Genomic DNA, 18967 nt, shown 5'->3' with positions numbered 1-18967 from the left:
TAAACCTGCCCCGGCCTCTGTGGGAGCGGGCTTGTCGAGGCGTCGAACCGCCGCGCAGAGGCCGAAACAGGCTACGAATGATTCATAGGCAGAGTGAAGCGAATCCGGCACCCGCCAAACGCCGACTCCAGCGCCTGCAGCTGCCCACCATGGGCCTGCACCACCGAGCTGCAGATCGCCAGCCCCATCCCCAACCCTTCGTCCTTCGTGGTATGAAACGCGTCAAACACCTGCGCCCGCTCATCCAGCGGGATGCCGGGCCCATTGTCGTCCACGCAGATCTCCACCACGTCTGCACCCACTGCAGATGAAATCCGCAACACGCCATCACTGCGATACCCGGCCAGGGCCTCCAGCGCATTGGTGATCAGGTTGAATACCAGTTGCTGCAGCTGCACCGGGTCGGCCATCACGCTCACCCCTGCCTGCAATCGGGTCTGTACCTCGACCAGGTGCTTGGCGGCATCGGCCGAGGTCAGCCGTAGTACCTCGCGAAGCAGCTCGTCGACCTTTACGGGTTTGAGCTGCATTGGCGACTGTTTGGCCAGCGAGCGCAGTGCGCGGACGATATTGGCGGCGCGCTCGCTGTCGTTGCGGATGTCTTCCAGGCCGGCAATCGCCTCTTCCAGGTTGGGCTCGGCGCGCTTGAGCCAACGCAGGCTGGCCGCGGCGTTGGAGGCAATACCCAGCAGCGGCTGGCTGATCTCGTGGGCAATGGACGCCGACAGCTCGCTCATCACCTGCAAGTGGGCGCTGCGCGCAAGTTCGGCGCGTGATCGGCGCAGTTCTTCTTCCATTTGCGCCCGGGCCTGGTTGTCCTCGGCCAGACGTGTATAGAACTTGGCCGTCTGCAGCGACACGGCCGCCTGTGAAGCGAGGATCTCCAGCATCGCCAGGCGCTGGCTGCCGAACAGGTTCGGCACCAGGCGGTTTTCCAGGTACACCAGGCCGATCAGCACGCCCTGGATCACCAGCGGCAGGCACAGCACCGAACGGGCGTTGCGTGCGTGCAGCTCCTGGCGGAAGGCTTCGGGGCAATCGTTTTGGGCATCATTGAGCACCAACGGCTTCTTGGTACGGAGGGTGGCGTTGATGATCGACAGCGGCGCCTGGGTCATGAACTTCTGGCAGTTGTCCATGCTCACGTGCAGCCCGGCGTCGTCGATGAAGGCGAGGGCGGCCATCTGGAACTCGGCACCACTGACGATCAGCAGTGCACCGTTATCGGCGCCGGAGTGTTGGGTGAGGTGGCCCATCAGCGTCTCGATCAGGCCCTCGAGCAGCACTTCCTCGGACAACGCCCGCGCCGCCTCGATACCGGCCTCGAGGTCCAGCTTGGCCTGCTGGGTGGCGCGGTAGGTCTCCTGGACGGGTTGAGTGCGCAAGAACGGGTGCAAGGCCTCCAACTGCTGCACCTTGCCGGTCGCCCCCCAGATATGGAAGCAGTCGCGGGCAATACGCAGGTGCAGGTTGGCGCCGGAGATCAGCCCGCTGGGGATGCAGACCTCGGCCAGTTGCTCGTGGGCCAGGGCCTGTTCGTGGATAAAACCGGCGGCGGTTGCGGCGATCTGTGCCTGGTCGAAGCAGCGTATGGCCGCCAGTCCGTCGCCTTCGAGCTTGGCAATTACCCCTTCGATCAGCAGTAGCTTGCTGCGGAAGGTCACCGGATTGAAGCCGGCCCAGCGGCCGAAGCGTTCGCGCAGGGCCTGCAGCTCGGCCAGCTTGTCGACAAGGCTGCCGGGGGCTTCCGGGCTGCCCAGGGCCAAGCCGCGGAACAGGTGGTAGTCCGCCAGGTTGATATGTGCCGGTGCTGCCCAGGCGTTTTCGCCCGCAGCGTTCAGACTGTGCATGGCTTGCGCGACATTGCCCAGGTAGAAAGCTGACATGCCGCTGAACAGCTGCTGGAAGAACAACGTTATGGGTGAGTTCACCTGCGCGGGCGGGATCGTGCAGGTTACGCCGCTCAGGCTGGCGACGAATGCCTGCTGGGCTTGCAGGATCTGTTCGATATCGCTGTAGCCGTAATCGCGCACGGTAGCCAGGCCCTGTGCCACCTCTTCGGCCACCTCCGGCAGATAGCGGCCCATGAACAGGGAGTCGGAAACTAGATGGTTGCAGGCATAGCAGGTCATGGCCACGTCACCGCTCACGCGTGTCGAGTCGAGCGCTTCCAGCGCCATGCGGCGGGCAAACTCCATGGGCGAGGTCCAGGCACTGACCTGGTCCAGGGCCAGCAGCGCGCTGGTGAGATCGGCCTCGAAGCCGTGCCGTTCGATCAGCTTGAGCGCGGCCAGGCAGCAGGCATGGCCGTCGTGGTAGCTGCCGAAGCGCTCGGCGATCATCACCCCGTACCAGGCCAGGCCGTAGGTGCTGCCCGGGGCGACACCGTGCAACAGCGATAGCTCAATCAGCTTGGCCAGGTGCAGGAAGCAGATATCGTCCTTTACGAAAAACGATGACGACAAGGTGGCCAGCAAGCTAATGGCAACCGCGACTTCCTCCGAGTCGGTACGCGGCAGCGACGCCAGGCAATGGCGGCCTTGCTGATCGATCAGGGCCCGGACATGCGCATGGCTGGCTTCCACCTGCTGCGGGTCGACACCGCAAGTCAGGCTGATCCCCAGCAGTTCGAGGCCGGCAATGGCGGTGTTGATGGCGGCCTGGTAATCGCCGCTCACGGTGTGCAGGCGTGCCTGCAGCCGGCATACCCGTGCCCGCTCCAGCGTCGAACGTGCGCGCTGGCGGCATTCCATGATCCGTTCTTCGGCTGCTGTCATGCGCGACAGCTGCAGGTCGCACTCTGCAGCCATGCAGGCAATGGCAAAGGCATGCGTGGCGTGGCTTTGCGGCGTGGCGCTCTGTTGCAGCAACTGCTCGCACGTTTGCAGGTAGGCCGCAGACTGCTCGCAGGCGCCCGTGTCACGCGAGCGCAGCGCCGCATCACGCAAAAGCTGCAGGAAAAGATCGCAGTCATCCGCTGCAAACCCGCATGGGCTGGCGCGTTGCAGCTGATTGGCGACCTCGAACACAGCCTCCTGCAAGTCGTTGCGCCAGACCTGGAGCATGGCCAGGGCAATGCTCGCATGCAGCTGGCCGCGATCACACGCAGGCGTGAGTTGATAGGCAGCCTCCATCACACGGCCATGGGCGAAGCTCAGACCTTTTTGGCCCGGTAGCAGGAAGCCCGCGTCAATCAATGCCTTCAACGGTTTGCCCGGCAGCAGTGCAAGCAGCAGGCGTTCATCACAGCGGCTGCCTGCCGCGCTGGCGATTCGCAGCACATCCCGTTGGGGCGCCGGCAGGCGTGCCAGACGGTGGATCATCAGATCGGCGACGTTGTCGGAATAGCGTTGCCGGGCCACGGCTTGCAGGCACCATGACCAGCGCATGGCCTGGGTATCGAAGGTGAACAGCCGGTCCTCGACCATGACCCTGAGGATCTGGTTGATGAAGAACGGGTTGCCTGCGGTCTTGCCGTGAATCAGCTCGGCAACCTGCAACGCCTGGTCGGGCCTGATGTGGTAACGCTCGCCGACCAGCTCGGTGACTGCACCGACGGTCAGTGGGCGAAGGTTCAGGGTGATGCTGCGCAGCGTTGCGGGCGCGGCAAGTGGCGTAACCGCGGTGTGCGCATCGTTGCGTTGAACGAAGATCAGCAGCAGGTTGTCGGGGGCTTGGGTGAGCAACTGTGCCAGCAGCTGTTGGCTGGCATCGTCGGCCCACTGCAGGTCATCGAAACATAGCGTCAGCGGGTGGCCAGGGTGGCTGAGCACCTGCAGGAATTCGACGATGGCCCGCTGTGCCTTCTGCAATGCCAGTCGAGTGGGCTTTTCCGGTAGCTCGGGCAGGGGGCCGAGGATCAGTTGCAGGTCTGGGGCCAGTTTGCCGAGTAACCGACCGTGGTCTTTGATGCGATCCAGGATCTCGCGGCGCAGGGTGTCCAGGTCCTGGCTGTTCTTGGCCAGCAGCTGGGTGGTCAGCGAACCGAGGATCTCGACCCAGGGGGCATAGGGCACAGCCTGTTCCGGGCTGCTGCACGTGCCGACAGCCCAATAGCCTTCGGCATGGGCTTTGAGTGCGGCCTGGACCAGGCTGGACTTGCCCATGCCCGCCGCGCCGTTGATGAACAACACCTGGGGTTTGCTATCGCGACGCAGGGCATTGAGCATCTGGGCGATGACATTCTGTTCGGCCTCGCGGCCGTACAGGCGCTCGCGACTGGGCGAAACCGGGTCGGCGCAACCGGGCTCGAAGGGGGCGATGGTCTTGCTGGCGGCCCATTGCCGTTGGCAGTGGGCCAGGTCTACGGCCAGAGCCTGGGCGCTCTGGTAGCGCGCGTCAGGTTCCTTTGCCAGGGCCTTGGCCAGGATCCTGCTGAGCGCCTGCGGCACCTGGCGGTCGACCTCGCAGGCCGTGCGTGGCTGGACGCCGGCATGCAACTGGCGCCAGTGCTGGGTGTCGCGCCCGGCCAGCGGCAGCTCGCCCAACAGCAGCTGGTAGAGGATCGCGCCCAAGGCATAGATGTCGCTGCGCCGGTCGCCGCTGCTGCCATGGGGGCAGACCTGCTCCGGTGCCAGGTAGGCCCAGTTGCCGAGCGCATTGCCCTGCTCGCTGATCAGCTCTGGCGTATCGGCACGAAAGCAGCCCAGTCGCACCCGCTGGTTCGGCTGCAGGCACACGTGTTCGGGCTGCAACGCACCGTGCAGTACATTGTGCTCGTGGGCTTGGGCCAAGGCGTTGGCGGCATTTACCGCGATGTCGAGAAAGGTCGCCAGGGCGATCGGGCCCTCGCTGATCAGGTCGGCGATGGAGCGGCCGGCCGGGTACACCAGCAAAGGGCCTTCGGCGGAACGGACGAACGCTGACGGGATTACCGCCCATTGCGGGTCCAGCTGCAGGCGGTAGTCGCGCTCAAGACGCTGGCAGGCAGCGGGGGCCTCGAGCGGTGCGCGCACGGCGATCCAGGCTTGGCGGGTGGCGGGGTCGCGCAAGCGGAAGTAGCTGAGCTCACCCTCCTGGCCCAGTTGTGTGATGTCGCAGCGATTCAGCCAGTCGTCGTCGATCGACTGGTCAAAATCGATGGGCCTGTTTGCGAGGCGTTCATCGAGCATAAAGCACTCCCTGCTAGCGACATCCTGACGCGCGAGTATACGCAGCAACCCCTTCAAGAATGCGGCCTGCAGCCTCCTTGGCAGAAACGGGTACGCCGTTGTCCGTTATCAATACCTGGCGGCTGGAGGGCGCTTGTATAGTGCTGAGGCCAACCTATCCCTCGGGATAATTGTCTGAATGCGGTTGCTCGCCTAGGCTGCCCGAGGCTGCGCAAACGCCCATGCCCGCGTGAGGAAACCATGATCCGAATCGGTAATGCCCAGGTGTCGCTGGAGCGGCGAGAAGCCTTTCTCGATGGCAAGCCGGTCCCATTGGGCGGGCGTGCATTCGAGGTGTTGGCCACACTGATCAAGGCCAAGGGCCGGGTGGTCTGCAAGGATGAGCTGTTCAGCCAGGTGTGGGCCGGCACGGTAGTCGAGGACAACAACCTGCAGGTGCAGGTGTCGCTGCTGCGCAAGGCCTTCGGCGACCGCGGGCTGATCCAGACCGTGCCGCGCCGGGGTTATCGTCTGGCTGCGCAGGTCAGTTTCGACGTACCTTGCCTGGCCCTCGGTCAGTCGCCATTTGGCGCTATGGCTGATGCCAACGAACCGTTCGACGACGCCATGAACGTCCCTGTGCTGGTGGTGGATGACGATCCTTCGGTGCGCACGGCACTGGGCCGCCTGCTGCGTTCGCAAGACATTCCACACCGTTTGTTCGCCAGCGCCGAAGAGCTTTTCGACGCTCGCCTGGAAAGCCCTTGCGCTTGCCTGCTGCTGGACATGCATTTGCCCGAAACCAGCGGCCTTGAGGTTCAGGCTGCGCTGCACCGGCTGGCGCTGCCTTGGCCGATCGTGTTCATGACCGGTTTCGGCACTATCCCCATGACGGTCCAGGCCATGCGTGCCGGGGCCGTGGAGTTCCTGACCAAGCCCTTCGACGAAGACCAGTTGCTGGCACTGCTTGAGTCGGTACGTACGCGCGCCGTGGCCGAGGGGCGCAAATGGCAGCATGCGCGGCAGGTCGAAGAAAAGTACCAGCACCTGACCCAGCGCGAGCGCCAGGTATTTTCGCTGGTGGTTGGCGGCTTGTCGCACAAGCAGATTGCCAAGGCGATCGGCACCAGTGAAGTGACCACAAAGGTGCACAAGAAGAACATCATGAACAAGATGCAATCCCGCTCGCTGCTGGAGCTGGTGGCCATGCACAACGTCATCGAGGCTCGGTCTGGCACATGAGCAGAGCGGTGTGCATCGTCGATGACGATGCTTCTGTGCGCAAAAGCCTGGGCAACCTGCTGCGTTCTGCGGGGTTCGAGTGCTTGGCGTTCGCTGCGGGCGAGGTGTTTCTGGCCTCGGGCCAGTCACGTGAGGCTGGGTGCGTTCTGCTCGATCTGAAGATGCCGGGGATGAGCGGGCTGGAGGTGCAGCGTGAGCTGGCGCGGCGGGGTTGGCGCTTGCCGGTGATCGGCATGTCGGCGCATTGGGACGAAGGTGCGGTGCAGGCGGCGCTAGCAAATGGCGCGCAATCTTGCCTGGGTAAGCCGTTTTCCGAAGAGGTACTGCTCAAGGTGGTCGAAGCGGCGTTGGCAGCTGAATGAGCACACCTGAACAATCAATTGCTGTGCCGCCGGCTGATGCTCGTTGGGTTGATTGAATCACGAGATCTTTGCCATGCCACACCTCAAGACCCTTCATGCTCCCCAGTCGCCAACCCTTATCGCCAGTGGCCTGCTGTTCATGCGGGTGATGGCCGCTGTGCTGCTGTTTTCCATCCACGGGTTACCCAAGCTGCTGGACTGGAGCGGGGAGTTGCAGCGCATCGAGGATCCTTTTGGCCTGGGGGCGCCGCTGACCTTGGGCCTGGCGGTGTTTGCCGAAGTGGTCTGCCCGGTGTTGCTGGTGCTGGGCGTGGCAGCGCGGTTGGCCTGCTTGCCGGTGCTGGCAGTGTTGCTGGTGGCGCTGGTGGTGGTGCACCCGGACTGGTCGCTGGAGCAGGGCCAGTTTGCCTGGTTGCTGGTGGCGCTTTATGGCGGGCTGGCGTTGACTGGGCCTGGGCTGTACTCGGTCTCCGGGTTGATCGGCCGAAGCAAGTTTTCCTGATGGATCTTGGGGCGGCAAGGCAGCCCCAGGCTCTAGCTGCTGCCCGGCCGGTACTGTAAAGCCTCGGCCAGATGCCCGCGGCTGATCGCCTGGCTAGCTTCCAGATCCGCCAAAGTCCGGGCCACCTTCAGCAACCGATGCGCCGCCCGCAAAGAAAGCGTCAGCCGCTCGCAGGCATTCTCCAACCAAGCCTGGTCCGCCGCTACCAGCTGACAATGGCTCCGCAACCCTTCCAGGTTCAGAAACGCATTGGCACAGCCTTGCCGCCGCTGCTGCACCTCACGAGCCTCTGCCACCTTTACAGCCACGTCGGCACTAGTCTCCCCACTGGGCTGGTTGTTCAGCGTGGTGGTCTCGCGGGCCACGGTCAGGTGCAGGTCGATGCGGTCCAGCAACGGGCCGGACAGTTTGTTGCGATACCGTGCGATCTGCTCGGTGCTGCAGCGGCAGCGGCCGGTGGGGTCGCCCAAGTAGCCGCAAGGGCAGGGGTTCATCGCCGCCACCAGCTGGAAGCGCGCCGGGAAACGCACCTTGTCGCGCGCCCGCGCAATCACGATTTCGCCCGACTCCAGCGGCTCGCGCAGGACTTCCAGCACGCGCCGTTCAAACTCTGGCAGCTCGTCGAGAAACAGCACGCCATGGTGCGCCAGGGTGATCTCGCCTGGCTGCGGCCGGCTGCTGCCGCCTACCAGCGCTGGCCCCGAAGCCGAATGGTGCGGATGGCGAAACGGGCGCTGCGGCCAGCTGCTCAGCGGCGTGTGGCCACTCACCGACTGGATCGCCGCCACTTCCAGCGCCTCTTGTTCATCCAGAGGTGGCAGCAGGCCGGGCAGGCGGCTGGCGAGTAGCGTCTTGCCCGTTCCGGGCGGCCCGGTGAACAGCAGGTTATGCGCCCCGGCTGCGGCCAGCAGCAATGCCCGCTTGGCCGCAACCTGGCCTTGTACCTCGCTGAGGTCCGGATAAGGCTGTTGCTTCAGGACCAAGCCATTGGCGGCAAACGGAGCTAGTGGCACCTGCCCGTTCAGATGCGCCACCAATTCCAGCAGGTGCCCCACTGCATATACCACCAGCCCGCCCGCCAGGCTGGCTTCTTCAGCGTTTTCCCGCGGCACCACCAATGCCCGGCCAGCCTCGCGCGCCGCCAGTGCCGCTGGCAACACGCCCTGCACCGGGCGCAACTTACCCGACAGGGCCAGCTCGCCCAGACATTCCATTTCAGTCAGGGCGGGCAACGGCACCTGGCCATCGGCGGCGAGGATGCCCAGGGCGATGGCCAGGTCATAACGCCCGCCGTCCTTGGGCAGGTCGGCCGGTGCGAGGTTCTGGGTAATGCGCCGCTGCGGGTAGTTCAGCCCGGAATTGACGATGGCGCTGCGCACACGGTCCTTGCTTTCCTTGACCGTGGTTTCCGGCAGGCCGACCAGAGTGAGGTGGGGCAGGCCGTTGGCCAGGTGCGTTTCGACGCTGACCGCCGGGGCCTGCACGCCGACCTGGGCACGGCTGTGAACGAGGGCGAGGGACATGGACGCTCCGTTGTCATGAGTGGGGAGCCGCTTCCTGCGGCTGACCCAAGCATAGTGATCCAGGGGCCCGCTCTATCGAGTAAAGTGCTTCAGCGTCTTTCGCTGGGCCTGCGCCTGCAAGGCAATCAGCAAATCCTCGATTTTTTCGATCGCATCATGGCTGACCGGTTGTACGGTCCAAATGGTCGGCCGCCGCCAGGCATGCTGTGAAACGCAGGGTTTTCCCTGCCTTTTGAAAAAGCCTGACAAATACTGGATCCAATTCTTTGCGAAGAACCCGGCTATAGCTTAGTGTTCAACAGCGACTGCTGTTGCCATGGGATGGCAACGCAACCCTTGAAATGGACTTAAGGTACTGCCCGTGCAAACGCTCATTCGCACCCGCCAGCAGATCCGAGAACGGGTGCAGGCCAATGAATACGCTGAACTCAACCGTTTGTTCGATGCGCTGGAGGCGCAGTGGCGCCAGGCGCCCCCTGGTGAGTGCCCCGTCTACCTGGAAGCTGTGCAAGGCTACATGCTGGATTGGGACACACAGGGCGGCAAGGCCCTGACGCACACCCTCAAGGCCTGGATCGACGCCTGCCCCAAGGCTTATCACCCGCATGTGGTGATGGGTTTTCACTGCTTCAACCATGCCTGCCAGATTCGTGGGCAGGCTGATGCTCATGAAGTGTCCGAAGAACGCTGGCTGGCTGCCGAGCAGGCCTGCGAGAAAGGCACGGCGCACTTCCTGCAGGCCCTGGAGCGCAGCGCGCAACCGGTTGCCGCAGTCATCGGCATGCTGCACATCAGCGCTTACCTGCGCGAGCCTGGCTGGTTGGTCGAATTGTTCGCTGGGCAGGCGGCGCGCTATCGGCCCAGCGCGCATGCCGATGTGGAGGTGCAGGAGGCCGCAGCGCCATTGTTGGTCAAGTACGGCCTGACGCCCTTGCTGGAACTGCCGCAAACGTTGCCGGCCGGGTTGAGCGCGCGTTTGCATGAGCAAGGCGAGCCCGCCAGGGATTACTGGCTGCGCCATGCGCTGTGGTGGTTTCCCGGCTGCTTCGAGGCAATCGAGGCCTATGCCGCTTACCTGACCCCTCGTTGGGGTGGCAGCGCTGAAGCGATTGACGCACTGGCCAGCGGGCCGCTTTGCCACGGTTGGTCTGAAGCACAGCGCAATGCGATCCGCTGGCTGGCCCTGGAAGAGACTTTCTGGCTGCCGCATGCCAAGCAACTGCCTCAGGTCGCAACCTGGCAAAGAACCTTTGCCCAATGGGCCCAACGCGAACTCAGGCCCAAAGAGCGCGCCACGTTGCTGGCCCGGCGTGGCGCGCTGCGGCGCTATTCGATGGGTGATTACGCCGGTGCGATGCGCGACTTTGCCGACAGCGTCGCACTCTTCCCGGACCACGGCTTTGTCCCGGCCATTGGCGAGCCTTTCCATAGCCTTGTTTGCCTGGTGCTGTTCAATGAGGCCGAGGACGATTCGCAGGTATTGCGTACCGTCATCGAGCGGCTCTGCGACGACCGTCGACAGGCAGCGGCCTGCGCTCTGCGGGCTGCGGGGCACCAGTTTGGCTTGTGGGGCTTTGGGCAATCTGCCGAGCAGGCTGGAACGTGGTTGCGCATGGCGGTCAAGCGCCAGTGCGGGCGAGAGGGGCAGGGCTTCGATGTGCTCGATGTGCCGCGCCTGCTCTGGGCTGCCAATCTGCATGAAGCCGCGCACTTTCTGTATGAAGCCTGTGCGGAGCTGAAACTGCCGGATGCGGCCATCGCGCTGTACGACCTGCATCGTGGCTGGCTGGACAACACCCCCGCGCAGTATCTGAGTGCCAAGGCTGCCGAGCACTGGCTGTTGCGGGCGGCGGAATCTGGCCATCCGCTTGCCAAGCTCGACCTGGCCCGTCAGCGTATGGGTTCTCCACAAGGGCTGGAGGACCGCAAGGCAATGCTGGCGGTCAAGCGACTGCTGCTCGACGCAATGGGCGATCCGAACATCCATGCCAAGGCGCAGTTGCAGTTAGGCATCCTGCTGCGCCAGTACGGTGATTCGCTGGAGCGTGTCGAGGCGGTCGACTATCTGCTGGGGCTGGCCGAGCACCCCGATGCCTGGACCGCCGCGCGTGCCTGTGCGGAACTCGGGCTGGCCTGGATGCAGGGCAGCGGTACGCGCAAACAGAGCCGCTTTGCGGCAATCGAATGGGCCAATCGTGCCGTTGCGCTGCAGTCGAGCGATCCGCTCATCGAGGAAATTCAGGCCGAGATCCGCAATTCGCACAGCCGGGTGAAGACGTTGTTCACGGTATGTGGGGCGGCGTTGTTCCGTGGCGACCTGCATGCCAGCGAGCTACCGCCCAAGGCCACCGGCCATCACAGGGCTTCGGCCTGATCGAAATCGGGGGTGACTACTCGTTATCGATTGTTATTCCTGCGACGCTGGCGCCATCCGCGCTTCCAGTTCGGCGACCTGCTTCTCCAGGGCCTCGAGGCGGGCGCGGGTGCGCGCCAGCACGACCATCTGGCTGTCGAATTCTTCACGGCTAACCAGGTCCAGCTTGCTGAAGGCGCCTTGCATCAGCACCTTGAACTGGCTTTCCAGTTCCGCGCGGGGTTGGGCGGTATCGCTGCTGAACAGGCGCGAGGCCTGGTCGCTCAGGGCGTCGAGAAGGGCTTTTGGCGCGAGCATGGGCGGCTGTCCACTGAATACTGAGAAATGGCCCGCAGTGTAGCACGGGGCAGACCTGCACCATTGACCTCAGGCCATTGCACGCTTTTTGAGCAACTCGCCGGGCCTGCCTGCACCGAAGTTGTGCATGTACGCCATGCTGGCGAGTGGCCAATCCCGACTGATTCACATAACTCGCTGTTTTCCGGTGTTTTAACGGAACTGGCAAGGTTTCTGCAAAGACCTGTACGAGCCATGCACTGATGCAGTTCCTTGTGACCAGGCAGTGCGCACGCGGAGCCGGATGCCGACGACGCGTTACAAAGCCAACCGCTGCGCTTAGACTTGAGACGGGTTTGTTTTCCTGGGGCAAGTCCACCAAATCGGGAGAGAGTTTCATGAAGCTAGTCACAGCCATCATCAAGCCGTTCAAGTTGGACGACGTGCGCGAGTCGCTGTCGGAAATCGGCGTGCAGGGCATTACCGTCACCGAAGTCAAAGGTTTCGGCCGGCAGAAGGGCCACACCGAGCTGTATCGCGGCGCGGAGTACGTGGTCGACTTCCTGCCCAAAGTGAAGATCGACGTCGCCATCGACGACAAGGACCTTGATCGAGTGATCGAAGCCATCACCAAGGCAGCCAACACCGGCAAGATCGGTGACGGCAAGATCTTCGTGGTGAATCTGGAGCAGGCGATCCGCATCCGTACCGGCGAAACCGATACCGACGCGATCTAAGCGCCGAAAAAAGCCTCACCAAACCCAACGCCCCAGGAGAAAACAACATGACTCTGCGTAAGATCGCAGGGCTAGGAGCCCTATTGTCCCTCGTAATGCCCGGGCTTGCCCTGGCAGAGGAAGCAGCTGCCCCAGCGCTGAACTCCGGCGACACCGCCTGGATGCTCACCTCGACAGCGCTGGTGCTGTTCATGACCATTCCGGGCCTGGCCCTGTTCTACGGCGGCATGGTGCGTTCCAAGAACGTGCTGTCGGTGATGATGCAGTGCTTTGCCATCACTGGCCTGATCAGCATTCTCTGGGTCATCTACGGCTACAGCATGGCCTTCGATACCACCGGTATGGAAAAGGGCGTGCTCAACTTCAATTCCTTCGTCGGCGGGTTCTCCAAGGCGTTCCTCAGCGGCGTTACCCCGGCCAACCTGACTTCGGCCACCGCGCTGTTCCCTGAAGCGGTGTTCATCACCTTCCAGATGACTTTCGCCATCATCACCCCGGCGCTGATCGTCGGTGCCTTTGCCGAACGCATGAAGTTCTCGGCGATGCTGGTGTTTATGGGCATCTGGTTCACCCTGGTCTACGCACCGATCGCGCACATGGTCTGGAGTGGTGACGGCGCGCTGCTGTGGGACTGGGGCGTGCTCGACTTCGCTGGCGGGACCGTGGTGCACATCAACGCCGGTATCGCAGGCCTGGTCTGCTGCCTGGTGCTGGGCAAGCGCAAAGGCTACCCGACCACCCCGATGGCCCCGCACAACCTGGGTTACACCCTGATGGGCGCGGCCATGCTGTGGATCGGCTGGTTCGGCTTCAACGCCGGTTCCGCCGCCGCCGCCAACGGTACTGCGGGCATGGCCATGCTGGTGACCCAGATCGCCACCGCCGCCGCAGCAATGGGCTGGATGTTCGCCGAGTGGATCTTCCACGGCAAGCCAAGTGCCCTGGGCATCGCCTCGGGTGTGGTCGCCGGCCTGGTCGCCATTACCCCGGCTGCCGGTACCGTGGGCCCAATGGGTGCTTTGGTGATCGGCCTTGCCTCTGGCGTGATCTGCTACTTCTGCGCCACTACCCTCAAGCGCAAGCTGGGTTATGACGACTCCCTCGACGCCTTCGGCGTGCATGGCGTCGGCGGCATCATCGGTGCCATCCTCACCGGCGTGTTCGCAGCACCGGCCCTGGGCGGCTTCGGCGCAGTCACCGACATTGGTGCTCAGGTCTGGGTTCAGGCCAAGGGCGTGATCTTCACCGTGGTCTACACCGCCATCGTCACCTACTTGATCCTCAAGGTGCTGGATGTGGTGATGGGCCTGCGGGTCAACGAAGAAGAAGAGTCGGTCGGCCTCGACCTGGCTCAGCACAACGAACGCGGCTACAACCTGTAACCGCGACGCTGGAAAAACTTGCCCGGTTCGCCGGGCATTTTTTTGCCTGTTTTTTGCCATTTCCCGCAGTGCAAACGGTTTATCACTCACGTTCGCGACGTAGGCCAAAAACTTACAAGTCTTGGGGCGTTTATGGTGCTTTGCTTTTTCCACGGGCGCGCTAGAATGCGCGCCAAAGGGTGTTTGACGAGTAGTCCGCACGCTTTACCAGCCTTTGCTAGGCTTGCCAGTAGCGAGTGGCCAGCAGGGTTCAAGGATTTGTCAGGTCCTGCCAGGAGCAGGGCCTGCTGGGTACCGCCTCCCATCAGGAGCGCCGACCCAAGGGCAGTGGCCTAACCCACGGCCAGTTGAATTTTCACTGGTGGCTGCCGGTCTACGGCTGCACTGGTCTATAACTAACCTGCTTTTCGCAAGTCATGAGGTAGAACATGAGCGACGACGATCTGGAAAATGATGACCTCGAAGTAGGCGACGAAGACGAGGCTGATGAAGGCCTTGAAGCGGCGGCTGACGATGGTGCGGAAGATGCTGGCGATGACGACAGCAGCCCGGCACCGACTGCCAAGGGTAAATCCAAGGCCGCTGTCTCGGTAGACGAGATGCCGAGCATGGAAGCCAAGCAGAAAGAGCGTGATGCCCTGGCCAAGGCGATGGAAGAGTTCCTTTCGCGCGGCGGCAAGGTGCAGGAAGTCGAGGCCAACGTGGTCGCCGACCCGCCCAAGAAACCGGACAACAAGTACGGCAGCCGCCCTATCTGAGTGGCTGAATGCAAAAGAGCCCGCCGTCGCTGCGGGCTTTTTTGTGCCTGTCTGTCAGCGCCAGCGCGCCAAGACGTCCGGCACCTGGGACAGCCGCTGAATCTCTGCATCCGGCGCCTGATCGCCAGCCCAGGCCTTGCCCTGCGGGTTGAACCATACCGCGCGCAAACCGGCGCGCTGGGCCCCGGCAATGTCGTCGCCCGGGTGATCACCAATATGCACCGCCGCACTGGCCTCGACTTCGCCGAGCTTGAGGGCCTCCATGAACGGCGCCGGGTCCGGCTTGCCAATGCCCAGATCCTCCGCGCACAGGGCAAAGCGGAAGTAATCCGCCAGCCCCAGGCGGCGAACATCGGCGTTGCCGTTGGTGACCACGCCCAGGGTGTAGTGATGGCGCAGGATCTCCAGCACCGGCTGCACTTCAGGGAACACTTCGACCTGGTGGCGGGCATGCAGGAACACTTCAAAGCCCTCGTTGGCCAGTTCCTGCGCCTGCTTCTCGCTGTAGCCGACTTCCTCCAGAGCGTGGAACAGCACACGCCGACGCAGGGCGCTGATGCGGTGCTTGAGGCCTGGCTCAGCCTGCACCAGGCGTTCGCGAATGGCGAACAGGTGTTCCACCGGCACACCACCAAGGATCGGGGCGTTGGCTTCGAGCCAGTCGCGCAGCACGACCTCGGCGCTGGCAATCACGGGCGCGGTGTCCCACAGGGTGTCGTCGAGGTCGAAGGTGATCAGCTTGATGCTCATGAGTCTGTGCCTTTGCTGCGTTTGGCCCGAGGGTGGGCGCTGTCGTACACCGCGGCCAGGTGCTGGAAGTCCAGGTGGGTGTAGATCTGCGTGGTGCTGATGTCGGCATGGCCGAGCATTTCCTGTACCGCGCGCAGGTCCTGGGACGATTCCAGCACATGGCTGGCGAAGGAATGGCGAAGCATGTGCGGGTGCAGGTGCTGGCCTAGCTCGCGCTCGCCGGCGGCCTTGACTCGCAATTGGATGGCCCGTGGGCTCATGCGATTGCCTTGGCGGGTGATGAACACTGCGCTGTCGCGCGGGCCGCCGATGCCGCGCAGCTTGAACCAGGCCTGCAAGGCCTCACGGGCCTTGCGGCCAACCGGTAGCACGCGGGTCTTGCTGCCCTTGCCAAGCACCTGCACCAAGCCGGCGGCCAGGTCGAGCTGCTCGAGGTCGAGGTTGTTCAGCTCGGACAGGCGCAAGCCGGAGGAATAGAACAGTTCGAGGATGGCCTGGTCGCGGCGGGCGATGAAGTCGTCGTCGACGCCGCCATCGAGCAGTTGCAGGGCGCGGTCGGTGTCCAGCACCTTGGGCAGCCGACGTTCGCCCTTGGGCGCGCTCAGGCCGGTGGCCGGGTCGTGCTGGCACAGGCCTTCGCGGTTGAGGTAGCGGTACAGGCCGCGCACCGCCGACAGCAATCGCGCCAGGCTGCGCGAGGACTGCCCCTGGTGGTGCTGGCGCGCGACCAGTTGGCGCAGCTGCTGGATCTGCAGCGCGCCCCAGCCGGCGATGCCCTGGCTGTTGCAGTATTCGATGACCTTGTCGAGGTCGCGGCGATAGGCCAGCAGGGTGTGTTCCGACACCTGGCGCTCGTTGCGCAGGTGTGCGCAATAAGCCTCCAGCTGGCGTTCCATCAGCGCACCGAACGCAGGGTCTGGGTCACGCGTGGTACCACGCGGCCGAGCACTTCGGCGATATAGCCGAGGAACAAGGTGCCGACGCTGCTCTTGTAGTGCTGTGGGTCGCGGCTGCCGATCGCCAGCACGCCATGCAGCCCCTGGTATTCGAGGGCGGCAACCGCACTGGAGCCGACTTCCTGCTGCTGCTCCTTGCCGAACAGGAAGGCCAGTTCGTGCTCGCGCAGGTTGCCGCTGACCGTCTTGCCGCCGCCGAGCAGGCCGCCGATGGCTTGCTGGGCTTCGGCATTGCTCACCCAGCGGCCGACGGGGGCTGCATTGTCGCCGAACAGGATCAGGCTGACGAAAGGCACCTGGAATTCCTGGCGCAAGCTGTCTTCGACGGCCATCACCACTTCTTCCAAGCTGCTGGCATCGAGCAGGTCGAGGATCAGCCGGCGGGTCTTGTCGAACAGCCGGTCGTTGTCACGGGCCACGTCCATCAGTTGCGACAGGCGATGGCGCATCTCGATGTTGCGGTCGCGCAGCAGCTTGAGCTGGCGTTCCACCAGCGACACGCTGTCGCCGCGCTGGTGGGGGATGCGTTGCTCGATCAGCAGCTCGTCGTGCTCGGCGAAGAAGGTGGGGTGGGCGCGCAGGTAGGCGACCACCGCTTCGGCATCGAGCTCATCGGGCTGCTGGGGTACTGGCTGATCGGTCATGGCGGTTACTCGCTTAGAGACGAACCTGTCCTTCGAAGACGCGTACGGCTGGGCCGGTCATCAACACGGGCTTGCCGGGGCCGGCCCATTCGATGTTCAGGCGACCACCCGGCAGGTCGAGGGTCACCGGGGAGTCCATCCAGCCCTGGCTGATGGCGGCCACGGCCGCGGCGCAGGCGCCGGTGCCACAGGCCTGGGTCTCGCCAGCGCCACGTTCCCATACCCGCAAGTAGGCGCGGTGGCGGTCGATGACCTGGAGGAAACCGGCATTCACCCGCTGCGGGAAGCGCGGGTGGTTTTCGATTTTCGGGCCCAGTTCATGGACCGGTGCGGTGTGCACGTCATCGACGCGCAGCACGGCATGCGGGTTGCCCATGGACACGGCGGCAATCGAATGCACCCGGCCGTCGACCTCCAGCGGGTAGTTCAACGCCTGTTCTTCGGCAATGAACGGGATGTCTGCCGGGACGAAACGCGGTGGGCCCATGTCGACACATACCTGGCCGTCGTTCTGCACGTCCAGCTCGATGATGCCACCCTTGGTTTCCACGCGGATGCGCTTCTTCGCGGTCAGGCGCTTGTCCAGCACGAAGCGGGCGAAGCAGCGCGCGCCATTGCCGCACTGCTCGACCTCGGAACCGTCAGCGTTGAAGATCCGGTAGCGGAAGTCCACTTCCGGGTTGCTCGGCGCCTCGACGATCAGCAGCTGGTCGAAGCCGATGCCGGTGTGACGGTCGCCCCATTGCTTGGCGTGCTTGGGCTGGATGTGCGCGTGCTGGCTGACCAGGTCTAGGACCATGAAGTCGTTGCCCAGCCCATGCATCTTGGTAAAGCGCAGCAGCATGGGCTCACTCCGGCAGCAGGCTTTCGCCAGCGTACAGTTCGGCGATGGTCTCGCGGCGGCGGACTTCGAAAGCCTGGTCGCCGTCGACCAGGATTTCCGCGCAACGGCCACGGGTGTTGTAGTTCGAGCTCATGACGAAACCATAGGCGCCCGCCGACTGCACGGCCAGCAGGTCACCTTCGGCCAGGTTCAGCACGCGGTCCTTGGCGAGGAAGTCGCCGGTTTCGCAGATCGGGCCGACCAGGTCGTAGGCACGGCCTTCGCCCGCCCGCGGGGCGACCGCGCTGACACCCATCCAGGCCTGGTACAGGGCCGGGCGGATCAGGTCGTTCATCGCCGCGTCGATGATGGCGAAGTCCTTGTGTTCGGTGTGCTTGAGGTACTCCACGCGGGTCAGCAGGGCACCGGCGTTGGCCACGATGTAGCGGCCAGGCTCGAACACCAGGGCCAGGTCACGGGTGCCGACGCGCTCGCGGATGGCCTTGATGTAGTCGGCCACCAGTGGCGGCTCTTCGTCGCGATAGCGCACGCCAACGCCGCCGCCCAGGTCCAGGTGGCGCAGGTGGATGCCGCACTCGGCCAGGCGGTCGACCAGGGCCAGCAGGCGGTCGAGGGCATCGAGGAACGGGTCGACGGTGGTCAGCTGCGAGCCGATGTGGCAGTCGACACCGACCACGTCCAGGTTCGGCAGCTGCGCGGCGCGCACGTAGATGGCTTCGGCGTCGGCGATGGCGATACCGAACTTGTTCTCTTTGAGGCCGGTGGAAATGTACGGGTGGGTGCCGGCATCGACGTCCGGGTTCACACGCAGCGAGATCGGCGCAACCTTGCCCATCTCGGCGGCCACCACTTGCAGGCGCTCGAGCTCATCGGTGGATTCGACGTTGAAGCAGTGCACACCGACTTCCAGGGCGCGGCGCATGTCTTCGCGGGTCTTGCCGACGCCGGAGAACACCACGCGATCAGCGCGCCCACCAGCGGCCAGCACGCGCTCAAGCTCACCGCCGGAGACGATGTCGAAGCCTGCGCCCAGGCGCGCCAGGACGTTCAGCACGCCAAGGTTGGAGTTGGCCTTGACGGCGAAGCAGACCAGGTGCTCGGTGCCCTGCAGGGCGTCGGTGTAGCTGCGGTACTGGGCTTCGATGTGAGCGCGCGAGTACACGTAGGTCGGGGTGCCGAAACGTTCGGCGATGGCCGACAGGGCCACGCCTTCCGCGAACAGTTCACCGTCGCGGTAGTTGAAAGCGTTCATCTGAATTCCTTACTGCTCTGGCGTCTGCTCGGGCTGGATTGGCTGCTCTTCCTGCGGCTGGACCGCTGGAGCGTGCTGGTGCTGGTGCGTCTTTTTCGGGCCTTTGCCGTCCTTGCCGTCTTCTGGCAGGTACAGGGGGCCCTTCTGACCGCAGGCCGAAACGAGGCAGGCAACCGCGACCAGCGCCGCGAGCGAGGAAATCAGGCGCTTCATGGGTGAAATCCTTTGAAATATGCAGTATTGCGCCCGAGTATACCGAGCGACCGGCGGATTGC

Annotated in this window: 16 protein-coding genes; 7 read left to right on the top strand and 9 right to left on the bottom strand. The window is 64.0% G+C overall.

The features are described from left to right. Nucleotides 1–71: 71 nt before the first annotated feature. On the bottom strand, nucleotides 72–5111 hold the full coding sequence (locus ACOKS3_RS28545; RefSeq protein ID WP_422763569.1) for a trifunctional serine/threonine-protein kinase/ATP-binding protein/sensor histidine kinase: 5040 nt from the start codon (nucleotides 5109–5111) through the stop codon (nucleotides 72–74). Nucleotides 5112–5351: 240 nt separating this feature from the next. Between ACOKS3_RS28545 and ACOKS3_RS28540 the strand changes: the two genes are divergently transcribed. From ACOKS3_RS28540 to ACOKS3_RS28530, 3 genes are all read left to right on the top strand, one after another. Beyond that, a complete protein-coding gene (locus tag ACOKS3_RS28540) occupies nucleotides 5352–6332 on the top strand; it encodes a response regulator (protein ID WP_103448516.1) in 981 nt (326 codons plus the stop codon). Further along, a complete protein-coding gene (locus ACOKS3_RS28535) occupies nucleotides 6329–6694 on the top strand; it encodes a response regulator transcription factor (RefSeq protein WP_181004526.1) in 366 nt (121 codons plus the stop codon). The genes ACOKS3_RS28540 and ACOKS3_RS28535 overlap by 4 nt, the downstream gene beginning before the upstream one ends. A 73-nt stretch (nucleotides 6695–6767) precedes the next feature. Beyond that, complete coding sequence (locus tag ACOKS3_RS28530) at nucleotides 6768–7196, top strand: DoxX family protein (RefSeq protein WP_103448518.1); 429 nt, start codon at nucleotides 6768–6770, stop codon at nucleotides 7194–7196. A gap of 32 nt (nucleotides 7197–7228) precedes the next feature. On the opposite strand, the gene ACOKS3_RS28525 is transcribed toward ACOKS3_RS28530, so the two are convergent. Then, nucleotides 7229–8719 (bottom strand): YifB family Mg chelatase-like AAA ATPase, encoded by a 1491-nt coding sequence (locus ACOKS3_RS28525; RefSeq protein ID WP_103448519.1) that lies wholly within the window; start codon nucleotides 8717–8719, stop codon nucleotides 7229–7231. 361 nt (nucleotides 8720–9080) lie between these two features. Between ACOKS3_RS28525 and ACOKS3_RS28520 the strand changes: the two genes are divergently transcribed. Then, on the top strand, nucleotides 9081–11093 hold the full coding sequence (locus ACOKS3_RS28520; protein WP_103448520.1) for a DUF4034 domain-containing protein: 2013 nt from the start codon (nucleotides 9081–9083) through the stop codon (nucleotides 11091–11093). Nucleotides 11094–11126: 33 nt separating this feature from the next. On the opposite strand, the gene ACOKS3_RS28515 is transcribed toward ACOKS3_RS28520, so the two are convergent. Then, nucleotides 11127–11390: an accessory factor UbiK family protein gene (locus ACOKS3_RS28515; protein WP_103448521.1), complete on the bottom strand. Its 264-nt coding sequence runs from the start codon at nucleotides 11388–11390 to the stop codon at nucleotides 11127–11129. A 377-nt stretch (nucleotides 11391–11767) separates the two neighbouring features. On the opposite strand from ACOKS3_RS28515, the gene glnK reads away from it, so the two are divergent. The 3 genes from glnK to sutA all read left to right on the top strand — a co-directional run bounded on the left by glnK (nucleotide 11768) and on the right by sutA (nucleotide 14246). Continuing rightward, nucleotides 11768–12106, top strand: a complete 339-nt coding sequence (gene glnK, locus ACOKS3_RS28510; protein ID WP_002555808.1) for a P-II family nitrogen regulator — start codon at nucleotides 11768–11770, stop codon at nucleotides 12104–12106. 47 nt (nucleotides 12107–12153) lie between these two features. Then, nucleotides 12154–13488, top strand: a complete 1335-nt coding sequence (locus ACOKS3_RS28505) for an ammonium transporter (RefSeq protein ID WP_103448522.1) — start codon at nucleotides 12154–12156, stop codon at nucleotides 13486–13488. Nucleotides 13489–13916: 428 nt separating this feature from the next. Continuing rightward, nucleotides 13917–14246 carry a transcriptional regulator SutA gene (gene sutA / locus ACOKS3_RS28500; protein ID WP_056794110.1) on the top strand — a complete coding sequence of 110 codons (330 nt, stop codon included), beginning with the start codon at nucleotides 13917–13919 and terminating at the stop codon, nucleotides 14244–14246. A 54-nt stretch (nucleotides 14247–14300) separates the two neighbouring features. Here the strand turns inward: sutA and ACOKS3_RS28495 are convergent, their stop codons facing one another. The 6 genes from ACOKS3_RS28495 to lptM are packed head-to-tail and all read right to left on the bottom strand — an operon-like array spanning nucleotide 14301 to nucleotide 18905. Next, nucleotides 14301–14996, bottom strand: a complete 696-nt coding sequence (locus ACOKS3_RS28495; RefSeq protein WP_103448523.1) for an HAD family hydrolase — start codon at nucleotides 14994–14996, stop codon at nucleotides 14301–14303. Further along, nucleotides 14993–15892: a tyrosine recombinase XerC gene (gene xerC, locus ACOKS3_RS28490; protein WP_103448524.1), complete on the bottom strand. Its 900-nt coding sequence runs from the start codon at nucleotides 15890–15892 to the stop codon at nucleotides 14993–14995. Before xerC ends, ACOKS3_RS28495 begins: the two co-directional genes overlap by 4 nt. Beyond that, on the bottom strand, nucleotides 15892–16596 hold the full coding sequence (locus ACOKS3_RS28485; protein WP_103448525.1) for a DUF484 family protein: 705 nt from the start codon (nucleotides 16594–16596) through the stop codon (nucleotides 15892–15894). Before ACOKS3_RS28485 ends, xerC begins: the two co-directional genes overlap by 1 nt. Before the next feature lie 13 nt (nucleotides 16597–16609). After that, on the bottom strand, nucleotides 16610–17440 hold the full coding sequence (gene dapF, locus ACOKS3_RS28480) for a diaminopimelate epimerase (protein ID WP_103448526.1): 831 nt from the start codon (nucleotides 17438–17440) through the stop codon (nucleotides 16610–16612). Between the two features lie 4 nt (nucleotides 17441–17444). Beyond that, nucleotides 17445–18692: a diaminopimelate decarboxylase gene (gene lysA / locus ACOKS3_RS28475; RefSeq protein WP_103448527.1), complete on the bottom strand. Its 1248-nt coding sequence runs from the start codon at nucleotides 18690–18692 to the stop codon at nucleotides 17445–17447. 9 nt (nucleotides 18693–18701) lie between these two features. Beyond that, on the bottom strand, nucleotides 18702–18905 hold the full coding sequence (gene lptM, locus ACOKS3_RS28470) for an LPS translocon maturation chaperone LptM (RefSeq protein WP_060507625.1): 204 nt from the start codon (nucleotides 18903–18905) through the stop codon (nucleotides 18702–18704). Between the last annotated feature and the right edge of the window lie 62 nt (nucleotides 18906–18967).

The organism is Pseudomonas sp. HS6-2 (assembly GCF_049325675.2).
GTDB lineage: Bacteria > Pseudomonadota > Gammaproteobacteria > Pseudomonadales > Pseudomonadaceae > Aquipseudomonas > Aquipseudomonas putida_N.
Note: the sequence above shows the minus strand (reverse complement) of the source record. Positions and strands in the feature narration are given on the sequence as shown.